The sequence below is a fragment of the Photobacterium sp. GJ3 genome, from assembly GCF_018199995.1.
Classification (GTDB): domain Bacteria; phylum Pseudomonadota; class Gammaproteobacteria; order Enterobacterales; family Vibrionaceae; genus Photobacterium.
In genome coordinates, this window is sequence record NZ_CP073578.1 from 3,556,074 (window position 1) to 3,579,059 (window position 22,986).

Consider the following 22,986-nt stretch of genomic DNA (forward strand, 5'->3'; position numbering starts at 1 on the left):
GATCCAATATGCCAGATAAAAAAATGATACCCGGACCGGGTTTGCGCCAGACGGTCACAGTTCTGTGGCATTTTGTTCAGTATTTATACCGGAGAATTGACCATGATCGGCTGACTGTGACTGCCGGATCAATGGCTTATGTTACTTTGCTTTCTCTGGTGCCGCTGATCACCGTAGTGTTATCGGCCCTGTCGAGCTTCCCGGTGTTTGCGTCGCTGGGTGAGCAATTGCAGACCTTTGTCTTCGAAAACTTCGTCCCGACGGCCGGAGATGTGGTGCAGAACTACCTCAACGAGTTTGTCGCGAATGCCGGGAAAATGACGGCAGTGGGGATTGGCGCGCTTTTTGTAGTCGCCATTTTGCTGATCTCTTCAATTGATAAGTCACTGAATTATATCTTTCGGGTCCGCCAGCCACGGCGCCTGGTGATTTCATTTTCGATTTACTGGATGGTCCTGACGCTGGGACCGATTCTGGTGGGCTCCAGTCTGGCCATCAGCTCTTATCTGGCCTCGCTCAATATTATGGGCAGCGAAACGGTCAGCGGGTTTGTGCGGCAATTATTGCGGGGTCTGCCGGTACTGATGTCGACGCTGGCCTTTCTCGGGCTCTATCTGCTGGTGCCTAACACCAAAGTTCGATTGCGCAATGCCCTGATTGGTGCTCTGATTGCCAGTGCGTTGTTTGAGCTGAGTAAGAAAGGATTTGCGCTCTATATTACGAATTTCCCCTCCTATCAGGTGATTTACGGCGCGTTGGCTGTGGTGCCGATTCTCTTTGTCTGGGTTTATCTGTGCTGGTGTATTGTGCTGCTGGGTGCTGAGATCACGGCCAGTTTGTGTGAGGAAAAACACTGGCGTCAAGCGGCTGTTCCGGATGACGCTGCCGAAACGGGTCAGAACCGCCATTTGGCATCAGTGGACAAATCCGCCGACAAATCGGACAATCCTCCGCCAGAAGAGAAACATTCCAAGCGGTAGGGGAAATGAATGATTGCACTGATACAACGCGTCAGTGAAGCCAGTGTTACTGTCGACGGCGCCGTGACCGGTGCTATTGGCAAAGGCTTGCTGGTGCTGCTCGGCGTCGAAAAAGGCGATGACGAAGCGAAAGCGAAGCGCCTGCGGGACAAAGTACTCGGTTATCGGGTCTTTGAAGATGACGCCGGAAAAATGAACCTGAATGTACAACAGGCCGGGGGCAGTGTGCTGGTGGTGTCACAGTTTACGCTGGCGGCAGATACCAAAAGCGGAATGCGTCCGAGCTTTTCAGCCGGCGCAAGTCCGGCAGAGGCTGAACGTTTGTACAACTATTTTGTTGGCGCGTGTCAGGAACAGGAGATCCGGACAGAAACCGGGCGTTTTGCAGCAGACATGAAAGTGGCCTTGCTCAATGACGGCCCGGTGACGTTCTGGCTTCAGTGTTAGCCTACACTGAGAAAGTCGACAGTAAACCCGGTGGGTGAACCGTTGTACGCATGGATTTGAAAGACTGGAGAAGGACCTTATGTTTCGACTGATCACCCCGCAAACGGATGCGGAGCTGGCGCGATATTTTGATTTTCGCTGGCAAATGTTGCGTCAGCCCTGGCATATGCCGGTCGGCTCGGAGCGGGATGCTTACGATGCACTGAGTTTTCATCGCATGATTGTCGGTGATGAAGGCCAGCCTGTCGCGATTGGCCGACTGTATATGACGCCGGAAAATGACGGCCAGATCCGCTACATGGCCGTGCATCCGAATTACCGCAATAAAGGCATGGGTGGCTTGCTGCTGATGGCGCTGGAATCGCTCGCCCGTCAGGAAGGGGCCAAACGTCTGGTCTGTAACGCCCGTGAGGAAGCCATTCGTTTTTATCAGATCAATGGGTTTAGCAATCAGGGTGAGCTGAATGAAGAGCGTGGTCCGGTTCGCCATCAGCAGATGCTGAAGTACCTGGACCCGCTGACGGAAGTGGTGCGCCACCCGGACTGGTGTCAGGAACTGCAGGATGTCTGGCACTCCCAGATCCCAATCAGCGACAAAATGGGTGTGAAAATCAGCCAGTACACCGGGTATCGTTTCGAAGTCTGTGCGCTGCTGAACGCGAATCTCAATCCCCGAGCCACCATGTTCGCCGGCAGTATTTTTACCATGGCGACGCTGGCGGGCTGGGGATTTTTGTGGATGCTGCTGAAAGAGCGCCAGCTCCAAGCGGATATCATGCTGGTCGACAGTAAAATTCGCTATTCTGCACCAGTGACAGCCCGGCCTCGCGCTGTCACCGGGGTGGAAACCCTGACCGGCGATCTGGATCGGATTGCCAACGGTCGCAAGGGCCGTATGGTGGTCGAGGTACAGGTGTTCAGTGGTGAAACCCTCGCGGCAACGTTCACCGGGACTTATATGCTGTTCCGCTCGCAGGAAGAGGCCGTGGTCTCCTGCTGATCATCGTGCCAGCGCCGGGTGATCTGCTGACAGCCATCACTGGCGTTCAGTTGGATCGCCCGGTCTGACGGTGTCGCCAAATCCCATTCTCCGCTCAGATCTGCCTGTAATTGCTCGCTCTGAAATTGCATCGGTGCAAGGCGGATACGTCCGCGGTCCGCACGGATCTGCAACGGACTGAGTGTCACCGGCATCTGGGTCGATATTTCTTCTGCACCCGATGGGGGCAACGCCAGTGCGCTGAGCTGTTGCCAGCGATTCAGAACCGTGGCTTCCGGCTGCGTCAGAGCCAGTTTCCGGAATGAGGCATCCAGTTCTCCCTGCAGGCTGTAGGCCAGACCGTGATGGAATTCACCCAGTCCGCTGGCCTTGGCGGTGAGATCGATTGCGCCCTGTAAGGGCAGTGGCAATCCCAGCCATTGCGTCAGCAGTTGCGCCGGCAGACTGTCACCCGAGAGCTTGAACTGCCAGGGCCAGCCGGATTCGTTGAGATGAATGTCGCCTTTGCCTTCCAGCAGCCCTTCACCAATCGGTAAACTGAGCTGGGTGATCTGCCAGTGTCCGGCCTGACTGCGCATCGTCAGCCAGGGATCGCGGACCGTAATCTGGCGAACATTTGTGAATCCGGCACCGGCAGCAAACTGACCCTGCCACAGGCCGGGTTGTCCTTCCCGGAGTAAGACCAGTCCGGTCCCTTCGAGGTTGATGTCACTGAGCTGGAACGGCAGCGGTGGGTAAGTCCCGGTCAGTTGGCTATAGTTGACGGATAATTGATCCACACTGAGCTCCTGAACCTGATGCCACCACTGGCTGAGTTGCGTCTGGAGCGGCGTCTGCGGAACCAGATCGCCCATCAGCCAAGCCTGAATCGTTTCCGGCATCACCCAGCGAACGCCATTCAGTTTCAACTGGTGCAGAATCACGGCATCCGGCGTCAGTGTGGCTTCGGTGCGCACATAGCCTTCCAGCAGCCGGGCGGAAAAACCATTGAGGTTGATTTGCCCCGGAGAGATCTGGAGTTCAGCCAGCGGGCTCTCCAGCAGCAGATCATGCCAGCGCAATGTGTCTGCGTTCAGGGTCAGGCGTGCATCAGTCTGCTGCCAGAGCTCGCCGGGCCAGTGCCAGTTTTCCAGTGACAGACTGGCCTGATTGGCACTGAAGGCGGCCTGTTCCACACTGCTGTCGAGCACATCCAGCCGACGCAGCTCAAGGCTCAGACCAGACGTCCGGACACGCTCTGTCAGGGTTTGAAAGGCCTGCTGCGGAAAGGTGTTGTCCAGCTGTAAGCGGGTGGCGGTCAGCTGATGCACGATCAGGCGACGGGCCTCAGAGAGATATTCGGCCTGGCCGTTGAACCCGGCATGACGCCAGTTGAAAGATGCGCCATAAATTGTCCACTCTTTTGTGCTGCGCTCTCCGTCAATCAGAAGTTTGCTCAGGATCTGATCCTGCCAGCGGGCCTCATCGGCAGACAGGCGGAAATCGCCGGAGAATGCCGTCCAGAGCGGCCCCTGGTTGTGCCATTGATCCAGTTCCAAACGGGCATTGTTCAGCTGAATTTCGGGGGTCATCAGATTGAGTTCGGTCAGCGCCAGGCGTTGTGTACTGATGTGCGGCGCGTGCTGCTCAAATTCAGGCAGGCTGTTCAGAGTCAGCCCCTGAATCAACAGGCTGTCAAAATGCCAGCCGTCACGGATGAGCGTCTGAGGAGCCAGCCAGAGGTCGATGACCTGAGCTTGCAGCGGTAACTCGCCATCGCGGTGCCAGATTGGCTGAATCAGGCGTAGGTGACGGGGATCGCTTTGAATTGAGTATTCAATGTCTGCGACCTCAAACCGGGCATCGCCGATGACGCGAAACACGGAATTGACCATACCTGCCCCGTGCCGGGTATGCAGCAGGATCAGCGCAATCGTCGCTGCCATCAGTAGCAGGATGAACAGGGAAGCTATGATTTTGAAGATGAATCGCATGCCGAACTCCATATCAGCCGCCAAACCATGTTTAGGCCGCTGCCGGGCGATCGGGCGGTGATGAAAATCCTGAGAAAACTGCATGGTCTGGTCGGTGTAAAAAGAGTGACGGAATCACGGATGCTTGGCAAGAAATGCGGCTGAAATTTGTAGCTGATTTAGCGTTTCATGAAAGAAGTCGTTCGGGTGTGCGCTTGGTTCAGAGACAAACAAGCCCTGCGGTGCAGGGCTTGTACAGACTGGACGATGTTTAATCGAGTTGCGGGCCGGCAGCAACCAGTGCAGCGCCTTGGGCATTGTCGGTGTATTTCTCGAAATTGCGGATAAAGCGCTCGGCCAGATCCGTCGCTTTCGTTTCCCATGCCGCCGGATCTGCGTAGGTATCACGTGGATCCAGAATTTCCGGGTTCACGCCAGGCAGTGCCGTCGGGACGGTCAGGTTGAAAATCGGCACCTGTTTGGTGTCGGCTTGCTCGATGGAGCCATCCAGAATCGCATCAATGATGGCACGGGTATCCTGAATCGAAATTCGCTTGCCGGTGCCATTCCAGCCCGTGTTGACCAGATAAGCTTCTGCGCCGGCTGCTTCCATTCGTTTGACCAGTACTTCAGCGTATTGCGTCGGGTGCAGGCTCAGGAACGCATTGCCGAAACAGGCCGAGAAGGTAGGTGTCGGTTCGGTAATCCCACGCTCAGTGCCCGCCAGTTTGGCGGTGAAGCCTGACAGGAAGTGATACTTGGTTTGTTCTGGCGTCAGCTTAGAAACCGGCGGCAGGACACCAAAGGCATCCGCGGACAGGAAAATCACCTTGTTGGCATGACCGCCGCGGGACACCGGCTTCACAATGTTGTCGATGTGATACAGCGGGTAAGAGACGCGCGTATTTTCGGTTTTGGAGCCATCATCAAAATCAATGGTGCCATCCGGGCGTACCGTCACGTTTTCCAGCAGTGCATCACGGCGGATGGCATTGTAGATGTCTGGCTCGGCTTCTTTCGACAGTTTGATGGTTTTCGCGTAGCAGCCGCCTTCGAAGTTAAATACACCGTTGTCATCCCAGCCGTGCTCGTCATCCCCAATCAGCTTGCGTTTCGGATCGGTCGACAGCGTGGTTTTCCCGGTGCCGGACAGGCCAAAGAAGACAGCCACATCACCGTTTTCCCCCTGGTTGGCTGAGCAATGCATGGAAGCGATGCCCTGCAGCGGCAGGAAGTAGTTCATCATCGCGAACATGCCTTTTTTCATTTCACCGCCGTACCAGGTGCCGCCAATCAACTGCATGCGCTCGGTCAGGTTAAACACGGTGAAGTTTTCAGAATTCATGCCGTGTTGCTGCCATTGGTCGTTGGTGCATTTCGCACCGTTCATGACCACGAAATCGGGCTCAAACGTTGCCAGCTCTTCGTCGGTTGGACGGATGAACATGTTTTTCACGAAATGTGCCTGCCAGGCCACTTCTGTGATGACGCGGATGCACAGGCGTGTATCCGGGTTCGCGCCACAGTAGCCGTCGATTACAAACAAACGTTTCTCTGAAAGCTGGTTGGCGACCAGCGCCTTCAGATCTTGCCATACGGCAGGCGTGATCGGTTTGTTATCGTTATTTCCCTGGCTGGACCACCACAGGGTGTCGCGGGTGGTGTCATCCTCAACAATGTACTTATCTTTCGGAGAACGGCCGGTAAAAATACCGGTGTCAACAGCAACGGCACCCAGCTCAGTCACTACGCCTTTTTCATAACCTGCCAGTTCTGGTTTGGTTTCTTCAGCAAAAAGGACTTCGTAGGTCGGGTTACGAAGGACTTCTTTCACGTTCTGGATACCGTACAGAGATAAATCCAACTGTTGGGTAGCCTGGTTTTCTTCGGCGTGCATGACGGTCATCAGCGGCTCCTTGGGGGTAAGAGGTAGTATTGGCTGTCTTTTTTTTACCCTGAAGTCAGGGAGGTAACTTTTCTTGTAACCACATACAAAAAGTGGTTATTGAGCTGTATTTTTTATCTGTACCTAGCCTAATTTTACCCTGTCAGGAATGGGGAATGCCAGTGTAAGTGGTTAATATTACTTGCTAATTAAGGTGGGTTATCCTGTAGGTACCTTACAGAATGCAGCAGAAAATTGTGTCGGGCTTAAAAAAAAAGCCAGCATGCTGCTGGCTTCTGTAATTTACTTTCAGTCTTATTCAGTGCTGAAAATTAATGCTGGGTCGATTGATCGCCTTCAGAGCCGGTTTCAAACAGGCTGGTGATGTCGATACTGTCGAAATCATAGCTGGTACCGCAGTAATCACAATGCAGTGAAACTTTGCCTTCTTCATGCAAAATGCGTTCAACTTCAGTCCGATCCAGCAGCTTGATTGCACCGGCACTGCGCTCTCGTGAACAGCCACAGTGGAAAGCGACCGGCTGAGGTTCAAACAGCTTCACTTTTTCCTGATGATACAAACGGTACAGCACATCTTCGGCTGTCAGTGTGAACAGTTCTTCATTCTTCACCGTTCCGGTCAGCTGCTCCAGGTGTTCGAAATCGCTGATATCGCCTTTGCCGTCGGGCAGAATCTGCAGCAACATGCCCGCTGCTTTTTTCTGACCGTCCAGTTCACCGGTACGCAGCCAGATTCGGGTTGCCAACTGCTCTGAATTGGCGAAATAGCTTTCCAGACAGGCCGCGAGGTTATCTCCTTCCAGCCCGACGACGCCCTGATAGCGCTCACCCTGATTCGGGGTGATGGTAATGACCATTTGGCCTTTGCCCATCAGGTCATGAATGTTGCCTTCAGCCGGGATGTCCCCATCCCAGCGCGCAACACCGCGCATCTGCTGGTTATGATCGCCGTTAATGACCGCTAGCTTCACCGGACCGTCTCCCTGAAGCTGAACGGTAATCGATCCTTCGAATTTCAGGGTCGCAGTGAGCAGGCTGGTGGCGACCAGCAGTTCACCCAGTAAGGTCTGTAATGGAGCCGGGTAATCTTTGCTGCCGACAATGTGCTTGTAGGTATCGCTCAGCTGAACGAGTTCACCCCGCACAGAAACATCGTCAAACAGGTAACGGTAAAGAGTATCGCTGGTCATGATTTTGTTTTCTCCGGCAGTCACGGTTAGTGATTGCTTTTAAACTTAAGTATATCGCGTCGCTGCTTCTTATCCGGACGTTTATCCGGATGCGGGTTGTTGGCGTTGAGTTTGCGCATTTGGGCCTGTTGCTCACGTTGGGCAAGGCTGGCTTCGGTTTCCTGATACAGGGTTTGTGCTTCCGGGGCACCACGCCGTGTGCCGGACACTTTGAGGATGGTGACGGTTTTTTCCTCATTGCCCTGCCGCAGTTTGATTTCTGCGCCCACTTCAACAATTTTGCTGGGTTTGGCTCGCTGGCCGTTGTAGTGCACTTTACCGCCATCAATCATATTGCGTGCGATGGATCGGGTTTTATAAAAGCGGGCCGCCCACAGCCATTTGTCTAACCGCACGTCTTGTGCGTTGGATTCGGATGTTTGCCGGCTCATGTTCTGGCTCCTTACCCAAATGGGCGCTAAAAATATCACATTGGAAAAGCCGCGTCAGCTCTCCTAAATGGTGATGCCAGATCGCAAATTCAACAATGAATGGGAAATTCCTCACATGAAACAACATTCTAATTGCGAGAGTTGTGTTTTTTCGGTGAGTGGGTTTGCTATATTAACCTGTCATGCAACAAGATGAGTTTTTATGGGGACCTTTCATGCAGAAAACTGCTTGATTTTTGGGGAACCTTAACCAAGGCTGTCTTGTCATATTATTGATTACACAGAGTCTCGAGGCAGAAACAAGTAATGGATGTAGCGAGGGTAACAATGCATTGGCGTCAGGCTGTCGCGGGCAAACGAATGCCATCCATGCAGACCCTGACACGAATCGTGACTTGGGGGCTGGTCGTTCTTCTGGCCTGGATATTGGGCCGCTTAGTCTGGTCATTCCTGCAACCGGTTGAATCCCCTTCCGTCTGGCAAGCGCCTTCGGTTCAGGCTGCCGCAAGTAAACAGCAGGGATTTCAGGTATCTGATATTACAGGGATGGAGCTGTTTGGTCGCTATCGTGCAGATGCACCCCAAGTCGCGCCAGAACCTGTGAAACAGGATGCACCGGAGACCAAACTGAACCTGACGCTGGTAGGCGTCGTTGCCAGTAGTGATCCGAATACCACACTGGCGGTTATCACCAACCGGGGTAAACAAAATACTTACGGGTTGAACGAAGCGATCGACGGGACACGTGCCACTTTACAGGCCGTGTATGTTGATCGGGTCATCATCCGGAATAATGGCCGGGATGAAACCTTGATGCTGGATGGCGTGAAGTTTGGTCAGAACGGCAATGCCCGTGCGACGTCGCCTGCCTCTGCCCCGGCTGTTCGGCAGGCTCCGGCCCCGGAATCCCAGGAAACAGAAGCCAACAGTGGGGATGAGCTGGCACAAATTAAACAGGAAATCATGGAGAAACCGCAAAACCTGTTTTCTTACATTCGACTGTCGCAGGTTAAACAAGATGAAGATCTGATTGGTTACCGGGTGAATCCGGGGAAAAACCGGGTACTTTTTGATGCGGTCGGGCTACAGCCGGAAGATCTGGCAGTCAGCCTGAACGGCAATGATTTGAAGGATCCAGCCGTGATGGCACGGCTATGGACCGAACTGTCTTCCGCCACGGAGCTTACGCTGACCGTGGAGCGCGACGGGCAGTTACATGACATATATATTGAGCTGCAGTAGCAGCCTGAACACATTGCGTACACACGCAGGAGTTTGTTGTGAAAAAATGGATGGGTAAGGGCACCCTGTGGCTGGCGGCCAGCCTGCTGTCAACGCCGTTGTTGGCAAGCGAATTCAGCGCCAGTTTCAAAGGAACTGATATTCAAGAGTTTATTAATATTGTTGGACGTAACCTGCAAAAAACGATCATTGTCGACCCATCCGTCAGGGGGCAAGTGAATGTACGCAGTTACGATCTGCTGAATGATGAGCAGTATTATCAGTTTTTTCTTAATGTTCTCGAAGTTTACGGGTTCGCCGTCGTTGAAATGGAAAACGGTGTTCTGAAAGTTATTCGGGACAAAGACGCAAAAATCTCTTCTATCCCTGTGGTTGACAGTAAAACCCAGGCACAGGGCGACGAAGTCGTCACCCGTGTGGTTGCGGTTCGGAACGTGTCGGTCCGGGAACTTTCTCCTTTATTGCGTCAGCTGAATGATAACGCCGGTGCCGGTAACGTGGTTCACTATGACCCGGCCAATATCATCATGATCACCGGCCGTGCTGCGGTGGTGAATCGACTGGCAGAGATCATTGAGCGGGTCGACCGCGCCGGTGATAAAGAAATTGATGTCGTCGAACTGAACAATGCTTCTGCCGCTGAAATGGTGCGGATTGTTGATGCGCTCAACAAATCAGTCGATGCCAAATCGACGCCGGAATTCTTGCAGCCGAAACTGGTGGCGGATGAGCGGACTAACTCCGTGCTGCTCTCCGGCGATCCGAAAGTGCGTGAGCGCCTCAAGCGTCTGATTCGTCAGTTAGATAAAGAAATGGCCAGCTCGGGCAATAACCGGGTGGTTTACCTCAAATACGCCAATGCAGAAGAGTTGGTGGATGTGCTGAAAGGCGTGTCGGATAACTTGCAGGCTGAAAAGCAGGGCAACGGTCAGGCAGCCAGCAGTAAACAAAGTGAAGTCATGATCTCGGCACATGCCGATACCAATGCCCTGATCCTGACAGCGCCGCCAGATATCATGCGAGCCCTGGAAAACATCATTGCTCAGCTGGATATCCGCCGGGCCCAGGTTCTGATTGAAGCTATGATCGTCGAGCTGTCAGAAGGTGCCGGGATTAATTTCGGTATCCAGTATGGCTCGAAGGAAAATGGTGTGGTGCAGTTTGGCAACTCCAATGTTCCGATTGGCCAGTACCTGATTGGTCTGGAAGAAGCGCAGGATACCACCCGGACGGAGCAACGCTTCGACAACAACAATAACCTGGTCGATGTAGAGGTGACTGAAAGCGGCGACTTCACCACACTGGGTCAGGTTTTGTCGGGCGCGAATGGTGCAGTGCTGGGCCTGATCATGGGTGACTGGACCATGCTGGTAAATGCCGTGGCCAGTGACCGTGAATCGAATATCCTGTCGTCACCAAGTATTACCGTGATGGATAACGGCGAAGCATCGTTTATTGTCGGTGAGGAAGTTCCGGTTGTGACTGGTTCAACGGCCAGCTCGAATAATGACAACCCATTCCAGACCGTTGAACGGAAGGAAGTGGGCATCAAGCTGAAAGTGACACCTCAGATTAACGAAGGGGACTCGGTTCAGCTGAAGATTGAACAGGAAGTCTCGAACGTGCTTGGTGCCAATGGTGCCGTCGATGTGCGTTTCTCGAAGCGTCAGCTCACTACCTCAGTACTGATTCAGGACGGTCAGATGATTGCGCTGGGCGGTCTGATTCAGGATGAGACCAACGAAAATGAATCGAAAATCCCGTTACTGGGCGATATTCCGATTCTGGGGCATCTGTTTAAGTCTAACAATACCAGCCGGGGTCGGACCAACCTGATGGTCTTTATCAAACCCACGATTATTCGTGATGGTGTGACGGCGGATGGGATTACACAGCGTAAATACAACTATATCCGTGCGGAGCAATTGTATAAGGCAGAAGAAGGGTTGCGTTTGATGCCAAGCACCAAGTCGCCGGTATTGCCAAAATACGGCGAGGATATCTCGTTGCCGCCGGAAGTCCGCGCCTTCGTTTCGCGTCTGGAGGAGCAGTAATGGACAGCATGCACCCGACTGAGCTGGTGCAGTTCCGTTTGCCATTTTCGTTTGCCAAGCGCCACAAAGTGGTGCTGGAAGCGGGCGAGCAGGGCCGGGTGCTTTATCATGGCGGTCCTTTGAAAGCGGTCGTGCTGGCAGAAGTCCGTCGTGTCTGTGGCAGCAGCTTTCGCGTTGAAGAACTGGCCCCGGAGATGTTTGAACAGCGTCTGACCGATGCCTATCAACGTGATTCTTCGGAAGCCCGACAACTGATGGAAGACTTAGGCTCTGACAGCGACGACTTTTTCTCGCTGGCGGAGGAACTGCCACAAACTGAAGACCTGCTGGAATCGGAAGATGATGCGCCGATTATCAAACTGATCAATGCGATGCTTGCCGAAGCGATCAAGGAAGGGGCTTCGGATATCCATATCGAAACCTTCGAGAAAGCCCTGTCGATCCGATTCCGGGTCGACGGTGTGTTGCGTGAAGTGCTGAATCCGAGCCGGAAACTTGCGCCTTTGCTGGTGTCGCGGATCAAAGTCATGGCCCGGCTGGATATCGCAGAAAAGCGTGTGCCTCAGGATGGCCGGATCTCCCTGCGTATTGGGGGGCGTGCTGTGGATGTACGGGTGTCGACCATGCCATCGTCTCACGGTGAGCGCGTGGTGCTGCGTCTGCTGGACAAAAATGCCACACGCCTGGATTTGCACAGCCTGGGAATGACGGCCGGGATTCATGAACATTTCCAATATCTGATCCAACGGCCGCACGGCATTATTCTGGTCACCGGCCCGACGGGTTCCGGTAAGTCCACGACATTGTATGCGGGCCTGCAGGAGCTCAACAGCAGCGAACGGAATATTCTGACGGTAGAAGACCCGATCGAATTTGACATTGATGGCATCGGCCAGACCCAGGTCAACTCTAAAGTCGATATGACGTTTGCCCGCGGACTGCGTGCGATTCTGCGTCAGGATCCGGATGTGGTGATGGTCGGTGAGATCCGCGATCTGGAAACGGCCTCGATTGCCGTCCAGGCCTCGTTGACGGGTCACATGGTGATGTCGACTCTGCATACCAATACTGCTGTCGGTGCCGTTACCCGTTTGCGGGATATGGGTATTGAACCTTTCCTGGTCTCTTCCTCTCTGCTGGGCGTGCTGGCACAGCGTCTGGTCCGGACGCTCTGTAAAGAGTGCCGTCAGCCTTATCTGGCAGACAGTGAGCAGAAAAAACTCTTCGATATGCCTGAATATGAATCGCTGACGCTGTACCACCCGGTTGGTTGCGAGCACTGTAATCATAAAGGTTACCGGGGCCGGACCGGGATCCATGAGCTCTTACTGGTGGATGAACAGGTGCAGGAACTGATCCACGCTGATGCCGGTGAACAGGCAATCGAAAAAGTGATTCGTCAGCATACCCCCAGTATCCGTGATGATGGCCTGGCGAAAGTCCGACTGGGGATCACCACACTGGAAGAAGTCATGCGGGTCACCAGGGAGGGATAATGGCAGCGTTTGAATATAAAGCGCTGGATGCCAAAGGGCGCCAGAAAAAAGGGGTGATGGAAGCCGATACGGCGCGCCAGATCCGTCAGCAACTGCGTGAGCAGGGGCTGATCCCGGTGGAAGTCAGTCAGAGTCACGAGCGGGAAAAGCGAAAAGCCGGCGGGCGTATTGCCTTTCGCCGGGGGATCAGTACCAATGATCTGTCGCTGCTGACCCGCCAACTGGCAACCCTGGTTCAGGCGGGCATGCCACTGGAGGAATGTTTGCGAGCGGTGGCGGAGCAGAGTGAAAAAGCCCGCCTGAAAAATATGCTGCTGGCTGTTCGCTCCCGGGTCGTCGAAGGTTACACCTTATCCGACAGTATGGCGGAATTTCCGCATATTTTTGATCAGCTTTTTCGTGCAATGGTGGCTGCGGGTGAAAAATCCGGTCACCTGGATACGGTTCTGAACCGGTTGGCCGATTACACGGAAAACCGTCAGAAAATGCGCAGTAAATTACAGCAGGCGATGATCTATCCCACCATGCTGACACTGGTCGCGGTGACTGTGGTGGCGTTCCTGCTGGCGACGGTTGTGCCCAAAATTGTGGATCAATTTGTTCATATGGGCCAGGAACTGCCGCAGATCACTCAGGTGCTGCTGGTGGCCAGTAACTTTGTTCAGAACTGGGGGCTCCTCGTTGTGCTGGCGATTTTGCTGTTGATTATGGGCGTGCGCATGGCTTTGCGTCGTCCGGATCTGCGGCTGAACTGGGATCGGCGCATGATGAGCGTACCTGTTATCGGGAAAGTGGCGCGGGGATTGAATACGTCGCGATTTGCCCGGACGCTGTCGATTTGTACTTCCAGTGCCATCCCGTTACTGGAGGGGATGAAAGTGGCTTCTCAGGTCATGACCAATACCTGGGTGAACCAACAGATTCTGGAGGCGTCTGATAAAGTGCGCGAAGGGGCCAGTCTGCGGGTCTCGCTGGAGCAAACCAAGCTGTTTCCACCCATGATGCTGCATATGATCGCCAGTGGTGAGCGCAGTGGTGAGCTGGAGCAGATGCTGACCCGGGCGGCCGATAACCAGGACAGAGATTTTGAATCTCTGGTGAATATGGCGCTGGGGGTTTTTGAACCCCTGCTGATTGTCGTGATGGCTGGGATTGTGATGTTTATTGTGATCGCAACCCTGATGCCGATTATTGCCCTGAATAACATGGTGGGCATGTAGTTTTTCCTTTGGAGGTTATGTAAATGCAACGTCAACAACGCGGTTTTACCCTGCTCGAAGTCATGGTGGTTATCGTGATTTTGGGCGTCCTGGCTAGTCTGGTAGTGCCGAATCTTTTGGGTAATAAAGAAAAGGCCGACCAGCAAAAAGTCGTGACCGATATCGGTGCACTGGAACAGGCACTGGATATGTACAAACTGGATAACAGTATCTATCCAAGCAATGAACAGGGGTTGGACGCGCTGGTGAAAGCACCGAGTCCGGAGCCGCGTAATTACCGCAACGGTGGTTACATCAAGCGCTTGCCACAAGACCCTTGGGGAAATGAGTACCAGTACATGATGCCGGGTGAACATGGTTCTGTGGATATCTACAGCCTGGGTGCGGATGGCCAGGAAGGCGGTGAAGGGGTGAATACCGACATCGGCAACTGGAATATGTTGGATTACCGTTAAGACACTATGTTCCGTAAGGCTGCCGGATTTACCCTGATCGAACTCATGCTGGTGCTGGTGCTGCTGGCAACCAGTGCCGTGGCTGTCATTCTGACTTTGCCTGCCCCGAAAGACGATGCGCTGAAAGAAGAAGCGCAACGTTTTCATTATCTGGTGCAGTTGTTGGGTGAGGATGCCATGCTCAACGGTCGTGATTATGGGGTTCGGGTCGACAGAAAAGACTACCGCTTTTTTGAGTTGGCGCCGGAAGGCTGGCAGCCCCTGAAAGACTCACGTTATTTTACCGAAGTGAGTCTGCCCAATGAATTGGGTATGGACGTGAAAATTGGCAGCGATGCCTGGCAGGACGACGATCGTCTGTTTGAGCCGGGCTCGCTGTTTGATGAAGACCTGTTTGCTGAGGAAGAAGACAAACAGGCAAAACCCCCGCAAATTATCGTGATGGCGAGCGGAGAATATACCCCGTTTTCGGTGACCTTCGATGCAAGCGGAGAGACGGATGTCTGGCGGGTGGAAGCCGATGAAGTCGGACAACTGCATTTGCTGGCACCGGGAGAAACGCGCGAAGGGAATGCACCATGATGTCTGGTTTTACCACACGCAGGTCGGCCGGATTTACGTTACTGGAAGTGTTGGTTGCACTGGCTATTTTTGCAACGGCCTCGCTGAGTGTGATGAAAGCGGTGGGCCAGCACATCAACACCATCGGCTATCTGGAACAGAAAACGTTTGCAACCATGGTTGCAGATAACGAGCTGGCCCGGCTGCTGATGACCGGCGATAAACTGACGGCGGAGAAGAAAGGCCAGTCAGAATTGGCGGGACAGACCTGGTACTGGTCTGTAAAAAGTACGAAAACTGCAGATGGTTATCTGCGCGCACTGGATGTCTCTGTGGCGACAGATGAAACGATGAAAGATCGGGTGGCAACCCTAAGGACCTACATTGAAAACTGATTGCCGCTCGCGCCAGCGTTCAGCCGGTTTTACCTTGCTGGAAGTCCTGGTCGCCATTGCTGTGTTTGCCATGCTGAGTATCTCGGCATATCAGGTGATGAACGGCGTCCAGCGCAGCGATGAACAATCCCGGGAACATAATACCCGCCTGCAGGAAATTCAGCGGGCGATGGTGATGCTCGACGGTGATTTCCGTCAGATGGTTGCCCGTCAGGTCAGACAACAGGGCAATGCAGAAAGTGGCCCCTTACTTCAGAGTGGAGAATACCTGCTCGATTCCGCCAGCTATGGCATTATTTTTACCCGGGATGGCTGGCAAAATCCGCAGCAGATGTTCCCTCGCAGTGAAATTCTTCGGGTCGGCTATCGTATTGTTGAAGAAAATTTAGAGCGGGTCTGGTTCCGGTATCCGGATACGGTCGTCGGGGCCGAGCCGCTGGTACGTCAGGTTCTGACGGGTGTGACTGCCTTGAAATTCAGATTCTATGGCGCGCAGGGCTGGCAGGAAAACTGGACGGATAACACCACGTTACCGAAAGGGATTGAAGTCACCCTGACGCTGAAAGACTTCGATAAAATTGAACGGGTTTATTTGTTGCCGGAGGCAAAGTTACCTTCGGGCACCAAGCGGGATGACGAGGCAGACTCATGAGGCCGTTACCCAGAAAACAGCGCGGCGTTGCCTTGATCGTGGTTTTACTTTTACTGGCCATGATGACCTTGCTGGCCGTTCAGATGACCGAACGCCTGCAACTGAATTTTTACCGGGTTGAAAATCAGGTGTTTAATCAGCAGGCCTATTGGTATAGCCAGGGGATGGAGCAACTGGCCAAAGTGGCCATTGAACAAAGCCTGTCTGATAGCGACACCGTCAATTTGAGTCAGGTCTGGGCGACAGAAGGGCAGAGTTATCCGTTGGATAACGGAGAAGTGAAAGGCAATATTTATGACTTACAAGCCTGCTTCAATCTCAATGCTTTATCGGGTCAGACCCCGGAAACGGATCGCACAAATAAGCCATTTCGGGTCCGTTTTCTGCAGTCTCTGCTGGAAGAAAGCGGATCTGAAAGTTATGAAGCGGAAGTCGCAGCAGACTCGGTCTGGGAGTATGTCGATCCGGATGAGACGGTTTACAGTGCTTACGGTGCCGGCGACAGCAGCTATGAAGGATTTTCACCTGCCTATTTACCGCCGCGTAACCTGATGGCGGATGTCACGGAGTTTCGCGCCGTGAATGGCGTGAGCGCCAAGATGTACCAGCAAGCGCGACCTTTACTCTGTGCTCTGCCAACCACAGATTTGCTGATCAATGTGAATACCGTCAAAGCCTCACAGGCAGCATTGCTGGCCGGTGTCTTCACCCCGGAGCTGAGCCTGGAAGATGCCCGTCAGTTAATTGAAAATCGCCCGTATGATGGCTGGCAGGACGTGGATGCTTTTCTCGCTGAGGGAGCGATTAACCGGGTATCGAAAGCTGTCCGGGATCAGGCCAAATCTTATCTGGCCGTCAAAAGTGATTATTTCGAGCTGGATGCTGAAGTGACAGTAGACCGGGCCCGAATGCGAATTTTAGCCCTGCTCAAACGAGACGGGGAAGACAAGGTGACTGTGGTACGTCGCCGTTATGGAGGAATGAGTGAGCGAGTTTCTGACGATAAGGCTGAGTAGCCGTCCTGCCGGGCCGGTACATTGGCTGGTCTGGTCGCTACAGCAACAGGAAGTGATTGCTTCAGGTGAGCTGGCTGACAGCAGTCAGCTGGGTGAGCTGGCTGAATATGGGGCAAACCGACCAGTGTATTTACTGGTGCCGGGAAGTGATGTGCTGCTGAGTCAGGTATCCATTCCTTCGGGCTCTGGCCGCCAGCTGGCACAGGTGCTGCCTTACCTGCTGGAAGAAGAATTGGCTCAGGATGTGGACGATTTGCACATCCACATGCTCAAGCGTGAGTCAGACAAGGCACATGTTGCTGTGGTCAGCCATCAACGGATGGAAGCCTGGCTGGCAGAGTGTGAAGCCGCAGGTCTGACCGTCCGTCAAGTGATTCCGGACTGCCTTTGCCTGCCAGCCTTTGAAAACAGCTACAGCGCTGCGGAAATTGAGGGGCAGTGGTTACTGCGTCAGTCTGAAACGCAGGGCATTTGTGCTGACCCGGATTGGTTAGCGGGCTGGTTGATGGCCCAGAAAGTGCCGTTGATCAGTCAGGTGATGGAAGAAGAATCTGCCGAGTTGCAGGCTGAAGATGCGGAAGCTGCTGCTGAAGCACTGATGGATGAAGATGCAGCGCAAACCCAGACCCGGATCCGGCATTTCACACCGGCGCCGCAGGGGATGCCGGGTCACTGGCAGGCCGAAGCGCCGGAGCTGGTGATGGCCTTGCTGGCAAAAGGAGCCAGTGAGAGTAAAGCAAGCCTGTTGTCGGGGCCATATAAATTACAGCCGACCTGGCATAAGGCGTTCAAACCCTGGCGGAAAGTCGGCATTGCGGCCGCGCTGGTGTTAGGCGTGATGATTGCGGAATACGTGATCAGAGTTCAGAGCATGGAGCAGCAGGCGCAGGCATACCAGAACGAGAGTTTCCGGATTATTCATCAGGTGCTGCCGCAGCATAAAGGGATTAATCGATCCAGTTATCTGAGAACCCAGATGATCAATGAGGAGCGCCGGTTGGGTGGGACTGAATCGGGTCAGGGGCTTTTACCCTGGCTGGTGAAATTGCGACCGTCGCTGAGCAAAGTGCCTCAGATTTCTGTGCAGAACCTGAAATATGATCAGAACCGGAATGAATTACGCCTACAGGCAGTCGCGGGAGAGTTTCAGCATTTTGAACAGCTCAGAGTATTACTGGTGGAAGATTTCGAAGTGGATCAGGGACAACTGAACCGGGATGGTCAGCAGGTCAGCGGTGCGCTGGTCCTGAGGAGGCGAACGTGAACCAGTGGTTTAAAGCACTGAGCAGTCGGGAGCAACGACTGGTCATGGGAGGCGGGATTGCTCTGGTGATTGCTGTGCTGTATTGGGGGATCTGGCAACCCATGGCTGAACGTGCAGATCGGGCAGAGAAGCAGCTCGTCAAAGAACAGGAGTTACTGGCCTGGGTAAATCAAACGGCCAACAACATCATCAAGCTCAGAGCACAAACCGGGACGACCGCGGCTGTGAATTCTCAGGGATTGAATCAGGTTGTCAATGAAACCACCCGGCGTTTTCGGATTGAACTGATCCGAATGCAGCCACAGCAGCGAGATGACAGTGTCCAGGTTTGGGTGCAGCCGTTGCCGTTTAATACCCTGATGAACTGGCTGTCTTTCCTTCGGGATGAGCATGGAATTGAAGCGCAGTTTCTGGATGTGTCCAAAACGCCGCAGGCCGGCGTGGTAGAAGTGAATCGATTACAGTTGGGACGAGGCTAAACGTGGGGTTTCGAGTATTCGCCGGGGTAAGTTTTGTCGTTACCCTTTTGATAAGTTTGTTGGTGCACTTACCAGCCAGTTGGTTATGGCAGTTTGTACCGAGTCTGCCCGGGCTGACGGTCACTGGGATGAAAGGAACACTCTGGGATGGCAATGCATCTCAGGCCCGCTGGCAGCAGTGGGACTTGGGAGAAGTGGGCTGGGAGATGTCTCCCTGGAAGCTGCTGACAGGGAATGTTTTACTGGATGTGACTCTGGGACGCGGCAGTCCATTGGATTATCGGGGGAAGGGCTTGCTTGGCGTCAACTTCGATGGTCCTTATGCAAAAGACTTTTCGCTTCATCTGTCCGCACAGCAGGTCACACAGTTTATGCCCCTGCCTGTCCCGTTAACTTTGGGGGGCAGTTTTGAGTTGCAGCTGAGCGAGTATCGCTTTGCTCCGCCGTACTGCGAGACCTTGGATGGCCAGTTGATCTGGCATGGGGCGTCAATTGGCACACCACTGGGCGAGATTGATCCGGATACAGCGAATGCGAAGCTGAGCTGTAACGACGGCCAACTGATGGCAACGATCAAACAGGATTCATCACAAGTGACCAGTGAGTGGCAAGCGAGCTTGAGTCCAAACCAAACCTATATCCTGAACGGCTGGTTTAAGCCAGGTGCTGAATTGCCGGGCGGATTGCGGGATCAGCTGAAATGGGTGGGGAACCCGGATGCTGACGGGCGTTATCCGATCCGGTATTCCGGTCGCCTGTAACCGTGAAAGATTGAGATGAATGCTCTGTAAACTTGCCGCATCTTTGTGAATGCGGTGTTTACGGGCATTTTTTCTTTATTTCCAGCCAGTCTTGCCATTTAATACCCATAAGGCAAATGACAAGGGAACAGCATGGCGTTAGACAACAAGAAACCGACCATTCTTGCGACAGAAGTCGTGGCCAGATCGCGCTTGTTCAAGATTGAATCCTTAGATCTGCGTTTCAGCAATGGTGAAACCCGCACTTATGAGCGAATGAAACCCAGTGGGCGTCATGCTGTCATGGTTGTGCCGGTGACGGCAGAAGGTGACTTATTGCTGGTGCGGGAGTATTCGGCCGGAACGGATCGGTACGAATTAGGTTTCCCCAAAGGGTTGATTGACCCGGGTGAGTCTGCTGAAGCAGCGGCAAACCGGGAAATGAAAGAAGAAATTGGCTTCGGTGCAAATCAGCTGGTGCCGATGAAAGAAGTGGTTCTGGCGCCTTCGTATTTTTCCAGTCGGATGACCTTGTTCCTCGCTCAGGATCTGTATCCGGAGCAGTTGGAAGGAGATGAGCCTGAGCCTCTGGAAATTGTTCGCTGGCCATTGGCACAGGCTGAAGAGTTGCTGACGCATTTAGATTTTGCTGAAGCACGCAGCATTACGGCCTTATTCTTGGCCCTGAAGTACTTGTCCTAACGCAGGAGTGTGAGATGGAGCTGTCCAGTTTAATTCCATCCGTCATTGAAATTGCCCGGGCTTCTGGCCAGGTCATTCTGGATATTTACCAGCGCGGTCAGTTTGAGAAGCAGGTAAAAAACGATAATACCCCGGTCACCAGTGCAGATCTGGCGGCTCACAAACTGGTATTGGAGCGGCTCACCGAGCTTACGCCGTCCATCCCTGTTCTCTCGGAAGAAGATGCCGCAGTACCGCTGGCAGAACGCAGTCAGTGGCAGCGTTACTGGCTGGTGGATCCGCTGGATGGGACGCAGGAATTCATTGCCGGTAGTGGCGACTTTGCGACCATTATCGCTTTAGTTGAAGACAACCAGCCGATTATGGGTGTGGTCTACGCGCCGGTGTCTGGCGTGGTTTATTACGCGTACCGCAACAAGGGTGCCTGGAAGATTACGCCGGATGGCGATACGGTCCGGATTTCAACCCATAAGCATGAAGGACCGACGCAGTCGATTGCTGTTGCGATCAGCCGTCGTCAGGACATCCGGGCAATCACGAACCGCTTGGATCCGGCACTGAATTACGATCTGGTGCCGCTGGGTTCTGCAGCACTGAAATCCTGTCTGGTAGCAGAAGGCGCAGTTGACTGTTATTTGCGTCTGGGACCGACCGGTGAGTGGGATACCGCCGCGACACAATGCATTGTCGAAGAGGCGGGCGGACGGATCTTAAATACGCATCTGACGCCGCTTTCTTATAACGAGCGGCATACGCTGGAAAACCCGAATTTCATCACGCTGGGGGATGAGCGTCTGCCCTGGTCTGATATTCTGACTCCGGATAACCGGATGATGGAAGCCAGCTGAGTGCGGCGGGTGAAAGATAAAAAACGGCCCGCGGGCCGTTTTTTGCTGTTAGGACAGTTCCCGATCGAAGATTCGCTGACAGGTTTGAATCAGACGCTCGGCGAGTGTGCGGCTGAGCGCCGACACTTTGTCCTGAGCATGCAGGGTCACTTCCATATCCGGAACCGGTGGTAATCCGTCGCCTTCATCCAGAATTCTGTGGTTCGCTGTGACCAGGCGGCGGGGAAGCAGTGAAATACCCAGCCCGGATTCTACGGCACAACACACGCCGGACAGGCTGGTACTGACATAGGCCAGTCGCCAGCTGCGGCCCAGACTGTCAAAGGTATGCGCCATTTCATTGCGATACAGCCCCCCGATCGGGAAGGACACCAGGGGCACCGGATGTTTATCGAGACTGTTGCTGTGCAGGCTGTCAATCCAGCACAGAGGCTCCGGCCAGTGACTGAGACCCGGCAGGCTGCCCGGCCGCTGTTTGACCAAGGCCAGATCGAGATCGCTGTTCTGAAATTCTCGCCAGATATCACTGCACATCCCGCTTTTCACTTCCAGACGAATCCCCGGAAATTCATTCGAAAATGCATGCAGGGTCGGCATGATGGCATGGGTTGCAAAATCCTCGGGCACACCCAGACGGATAATTTGCTGCTCGGCGCTGAGACTGGTTTGGGACACGGCCTCCGTCATCAGCTGCAGGATCCGGCGCGCATAGCTCAGCACGCGTTCACCCTCAAGCGTTGCCGTGACATAGCGGCCTTTACGCTGGAGCAGCTCACAACCCAGCTGTGATTCCAGCTTTCTGACCTGCTGGCTGACGGTTGACTGAGTCAGATGGGTGCTGTCGGCGGCACGGGTGAAGCTGCCGGTATCGACCACGGCAATAAAGCTGCGAAGCAGCACGGGATCTAAAGTCTTGTTCAGCGTCATCATTTTAATCAGTGGTAAATCCACTAGTCTGCATTTGTTTATTTAATTTATAAATCAAACTGCCATGACCTACAATCAGAATTCTTCCATAGTGAAACCGCAGTCTCAGTGAAGGCTGCTGGTGATGAATGGCGCAGTCACACTGCTATACATGAAAGGATATCTGTCATGGCTCGTAACACCTATTATGCCCCCCAGGGCGGTCTGCCGCCCCAAACCCAGATTCTGTCGGATCGTGCGGTTTTTACCGAAGCGTATGCCATCATTCCGAAAGGGGTGATGAGCGATATTGTCACCAGCTTTCTGCCTTTCTGGGAAAACACCCGGTTGTGGGTGATTGCCCGCCCGATGTCCGGATTTGCTGAAACTTTCTCACATTACATTATGGAAGTCTCACCTCAGGGTGGCAGTGAGAAGCCGGAACTGGATGCGGGTGCCGAAGGGGTGCTGTTCATTGTTGAAGGTGAAATGACACTGACACTGGAAGGTGAAGAACACGCGATGGAAACCGGTGGCTATGCTTACTTGCCGCCTTCGGCCAAATGGCAACTGAAGAATCACAGTGATGCCCCGGTGCGTTTCCACTGGATCCGGAAAGCCTATGAGTTCGTCGATGGCATTGATGTACCGGATGCGTTTGTGACCAACGAGAACGACATCGAGCCAACTGCGATGCCGGACACGGATGATGTCTGGGCAACCACGCGTTTTGCAAACCCGGAAGATATGCGCCATGACATGCATGTGAATATCGTGACTTTCCAACCGGGCGGGATCATTCCGTTTGATGAAACCCACGTGATGGAACATGGTTTGTACGTGCTGGAAGGGAAGGCGGTGTATCACCTTAATCAGGATTGGGTGGAAGTCGAAGCGGGTGATTATATGTGGCTACGTGCATTCTGCCCGCAGGCTTGTTACGCCGGCGGCCCGGGCCGTTTCCGTTACCTGCTGTACAAGGATGTGAACCGCCACATGGTGCTGAATCCATCTTCTGCATACCGGGGTAACCGCTTGTAATGACAAGCT

Annotated in this window: 23 protein-coding genes; 18 read left to right on the forward strand and 5 right to left on the reverse strand. The window is 53.7% G+C overall.

All coding sequences use genetic code 11. The features are described from left to right. Positions 1-23 precede the first annotated feature (23 nt). The 3 genes from KDD30_RS16580 (at position 24) to KDD30_RS16590 (ending at position 2,427) form a co-directional block, all read left to right on the forward strand. Positions 24-980 (forward strand): virulence factor BrkB family protein, encoded by a 957-nt coding sequence (locus tag KDD30_RS16580; RefSeq protein ID WP_211650139.1) that lies wholly within the window; start codon positions 24-26, stop codon positions 978-980. Positions 981-989: 9 nt separating this feature from the next. Continuing rightward, positions 990-1,427, forward strand: coding sequence for a D-aminoacyl-tRNA deacylase (gene dtd / locus KDD30_RS16585; protein ID WP_211646801.1), 438 nt, complete (start codon positions 990-992; stop codon positions 1,425-1,427). A 79-nt stretch (positions 1,428-1,506) separates the two neighbouring features. Next, positions 1,507-2,427, forward strand: a complete 921-nt coding sequence (locus KDD30_RS16590) for a bifunctional GNAT family N-acetyltransferase/hotdog fold thioesterase (protein ID WP_211646802.1) — start codon at positions 1,507-1,509, stop codon at positions 2,425-2,427. Here KDD30_RS16590 and KDD30_RS16595 read toward each other — a convergent pair. From KDD30_RS16595 to hslR, 4 genes are all read right to left on the reverse strand, one after another. Then, on the reverse strand, positions 2,382-4,400 hold the full coding sequence (locus tag KDD30_RS16595; RefSeq protein WP_211646803.1) for an AsmA family protein: 2,019 nt from the start codon (positions 4,398-4,400) through the stop codon (positions 2,382-2,384). The genes KDD30_RS16590 and KDD30_RS16595 overlap by 46 nt on opposite strands. Positions 4,401-4,650: 250 nt before the next feature. Further along, positions 4,651-6,285, reverse strand: a complete 1,635-nt coding sequence (pckA, locus tag KDD30_RS16600) for a phosphoenolpyruvate carboxykinase (ATP) (RefSeq protein WP_211646804.1) — start codon at positions 6,283-6,285, stop codon at positions 4,651-4,653. A gap of 311 nt (positions 6,286-6,596) precedes the next feature. Beyond that, on the reverse strand, positions 6,597-7,475 hold the full coding sequence (hslO, locus tag KDD30_RS16605; protein WP_211646805.1) for an Hsp33 family molecular chaperone HslO: 879 nt from the start codon (positions 7,473-7,475) through the stop codon (positions 6,597-6,599). 26 nt (positions 7,476-7,501) lie between these two features. Beyond that, positions 7,502-7,906 carry a ribosome-associated heat shock protein Hsp15 gene (gene hslR / locus KDD30_RS16610; protein ID WP_211646806.1) on the reverse strand — a complete coding sequence of 135 codons (405 nt, stop codon included), beginning with the start codon at positions 7,904-7,906 and terminating at the stop codon, positions 7,502-7,504. Positions 7,907-8,233: 327 nt separating this feature from the next. Between hslR and gspC the strand changes: the two genes are divergently transcribed. The 14 genes from gspC (at position 8,234) to cysQ (ending at position 21,030) form a co-directional block, all read left to right on the forward strand. Then, the gene (gspC, locus tag KDD30_RS16615; RefSeq protein WP_211646807.1) at positions 8,234-9,148 is read left to right on the forward strand and encodes a type II secretion system protein GspC; all 915 of its coding nucleotides are present in this window, start codon (positions 8,234-8,236) and stop codon (positions 9,146-9,148) included. Between the two features lie 38 nt (positions 9,149-9,186). Beyond that, positions 9,187-11,202: a type II secretion system secretin GspD gene (gspD, locus tag KDD30_RS16620; RefSeq protein ID WP_211646808.1), complete on the forward strand. Its 2,016-nt coding sequence runs from the start codon at positions 9,187-9,189 to the stop codon at positions 11,200-11,202. Further along, positions 11,202-12,698, forward strand: coding sequence for a type II secretion system ATPase GspE (gene gspE / locus KDD30_RS16625; protein ID WP_211646809.1), 1,497 nt, complete (start codon positions 11,202-11,204; stop codon positions 12,696-12,698). The genes gspD and gspE overlap by 1 nt, the downstream gene beginning before the upstream one ends. Beyond that, positions 12,698-13,918, forward strand: coding sequence for a type II secretion system inner membrane protein GspF (gspF, locus tag KDD30_RS16630; protein WP_211646810.1), 1,221 nt, complete (start codon positions 12,698-12,700; stop codon positions 13,916-13,918). Before gspE ends, gspF begins: the two co-directional genes overlap by 1 nt. A 23-nt stretch (positions 13,919-13,941) precedes the next feature. Continuing rightward, positions 13,942-14,373, forward strand: coding sequence for a type II secretion system major pseudopilin GspG (gene gspG, locus KDD30_RS16635; RefSeq protein WP_211646811.1), 432 nt, complete (start codon positions 13,942-13,944; stop codon positions 14,371-14,373). A gap of 6 nt (positions 14,374-14,379) precedes the next feature. Then, on the forward strand, positions 14,380-14,955 hold the full coding sequence (gene gspH / locus KDD30_RS16640; protein ID WP_211646812.1) for a type II secretion system minor pseudopilin GspH: 576 nt from the start codon (positions 14,380-14,382) through the stop codon (positions 14,953-14,955). Then, on the forward strand, positions 14,952-15,329 hold the full coding sequence (gene gspI, locus KDD30_RS16645; protein ID WP_305800641.1) for a type II secretion system minor pseudopilin GspI: 378 nt from the start codon (positions 14,952-14,954) through the stop codon (positions 15,327-15,329). Before gspH ends, gspI begins: the two co-directional genes overlap by 4 nt. Next, on the forward strand, positions 15,319-15,981 hold the full coding sequence (gspJ, locus tag KDD30_RS16650; RefSeq protein ID WP_211646813.1) for a type II secretion system minor pseudopilin GspJ: 663 nt from the start codon (positions 15,319-15,321) through the stop codon (positions 15,979-15,981). Before gspI ends, gspJ begins: the two co-directional genes overlap by 11 nt. Then, positions 15,978-16,997, forward strand: a complete 1,020-nt coding sequence (gene gspK, locus KDD30_RS16655) for a type II secretion system minor pseudopilin GspK (protein WP_211646814.1) — start codon at positions 15,978-15,980, stop codon at positions 16,995-16,997. Before gspJ ends, gspK begins: the two co-directional genes overlap by 4 nt. Beyond that, on the forward strand, positions 16,966-18,261 hold the full coding sequence (gene gspL / locus KDD30_RS16660; protein WP_211646815.1) for a type II secretion system protein GspL: 1,296 nt from the start codon (positions 16,966-16,968) through the stop codon (positions 18,259-18,261). The genes gspK and gspL overlap by 32 nt, the downstream gene beginning before the upstream one ends. Further along, positions 18,258-18,740, forward strand: coding sequence for a type II secretion system protein M (locus tag KDD30_RS16665; RefSeq protein WP_211646816.1), 483 nt, complete (start codon positions 18,258-18,260; stop codon positions 18,738-18,740). Before gspL ends, KDD30_RS16665 begins: the two co-directional genes overlap by 4 nt. Positions 18,741-18,802: 62 nt before the next feature. After that, positions 18,803-19,501, forward strand: coding sequence for a type II secretion system protein N (locus tag KDD30_RS16670; protein WP_256449241.1), 699 nt, complete (start codon positions 18,803-18,805; stop codon positions 19,499-19,501). Positions 19,502-19,633: 132 nt separating this feature from the next. Next, positions 19,634-20,182, forward strand: coding sequence for an ADP compounds hydrolase NudE (gene nudE, locus KDD30_RS16675; protein ID WP_211646818.1), 549 nt, complete (start codon positions 19,634-19,636; stop codon positions 20,180-20,182). A gap of 14 nt (positions 20,183-20,196) precedes the next feature. After that, positions 20,197-21,030, forward strand: a complete 834-nt coding sequence (gene cysQ / locus KDD30_RS16680) for a 3'(2'),5'-bisphosphate nucleotidase CysQ (RefSeq protein ID WP_211646819.1) — start codon at positions 20,197-20,199, stop codon at positions 21,028-21,030. 48 nt (positions 21,031-21,078) lie between these two features. Here cysQ and KDD30_RS16685 read toward each other — a convergent pair whose 3' ends face one another. Beyond that, on the reverse strand, positions 21,079-21,981 hold the full coding sequence (locus tag KDD30_RS16685; RefSeq protein WP_249199164.1) for a LysR substrate-binding domain-containing protein: 903 nt from the start codon (positions 21,979-21,981) through the stop codon (positions 21,079-21,081). Between the two features lie 144 nt (positions 21,982-22,125). Here KDD30_RS16685 and KDD30_RS16690 point away from each other — a divergent pair, with 144 nt between their 5' ends. After that, positions 22,126-22,977, forward strand: coding sequence for a bifunctional allantoicase/(S)-ureidoglycine aminohydrolase (locus KDD30_RS16690; RefSeq protein ID WP_211646820.1), 852 nt, complete (start codon positions 22,126-22,128; stop codon positions 22,975-22,977). The last annotated feature ends 9 nt before the right edge of the window (positions 22,978-22,986 follow it).

Coding starts and splice junctions, on each gene's coding strand:
- dtd (WP_211646801.1), top strand. CDS start 990: ATGATTGCACTGATACAACGCGTCAGTGAAGCCAGTGTTACTGTCGAC.
- gspK (WP_211646814.1), top strand. CDS start 15,978: ATGAGGCCGTTACCCAGAAAACAGCGCGGCGTTGCCTTGATCGTGGTT.
- hslO (WP_211646805.1), bottom strand. CDS start 7,475: ATGACCAGCGATACTCTTTACCGTTACCTGTTTGACGATGTTTCTGTG.
- gspH (WP_211646812.1), top strand. CDS start 14,380: ATGTTCCGTAAGGCTGCCGGATTTACCCTGATCGAACTCATGCTGGTG.
- nudE (WP_211646818.1), top strand. CDS start 19,634: ATGGCGTTAGACAACAAGAAACCGACCATTCTTGCGACAGAAGTCGTG.
- gspE (WP_211646809.1), top strand. CDS start 11,202: ATGGACAGCATGCACCCGACTGAGCTGGTGCAGTTCCGTTTGCCATTT.
- hslR (WP_211646806.1), bottom strand. CDS start 7,906: ATGAGCCGGCAAACATCCGAATCCAACGCACAAGACGTGCGGTTAGAC.
- pckA (WP_211646804.1), bottom strand. CDS start 6,285: ATGACCGTCATGCACGCCGAAGAAAACCAGGCTACCCAACAGTTGGAT.
- gspI (WP_305800641.1), top strand. CDS start 14,952: ATGATGTCTGGTTTTACCACACGCAGGTCGGCCGGATTTACGTTACTG.
- cysQ (WP_211646819.1), top strand. CDS start 20,197: ATGGAGCTGTCCAGTTTAATTCCATCCGTCATTGAAATTGCCCGGGCT.
- KDD30_RS16580 (WP_211650139.1), top strand. CDS start 24: ATGATACCCGGACCGGGTTTGCGCCAGACGGTCACAGTTCTGTGGCAT.
- gspG (WP_211646811.1), top strand. CDS start 13,942: ATGCAACGTCAACAACGCGGTTTTACCCTGCTCGAAGTCATGGTGGTT.
- gspC (WP_211646807.1), top strand. CDS start 8,234: ATGCATTGGCGTCAGGCTGTCGCGGGCAAACGAATGCCATCCATGCAG.
- KDD30_RS16590 (WP_211646802.1), top strand. CDS start 1,507: ATGTTTCGACTGATCACCCCGCAAACGGATGCGGAGCTGGCGCGATAT.
- KDD30_RS16690 (WP_211646820.1), top strand. CDS start 22,126: ATGGCTCGTAACACCTATTATGCCCCCCAGGGCGGTCTGCCGCCCCAA.
- KDD30_RS16595 (WP_211646803.1), bottom strand. CDS start 4,400: ATGCGATTCATCTTCAAAATCATAGCTTCCCTGTTCATCCTGCTACTG.
- gspF (WP_211646810.1), top strand. CDS start 12,698: ATGGCAGCGTTTGAATATAAAGCGCTGGATGCCAAAGGGCGCCAGAAA.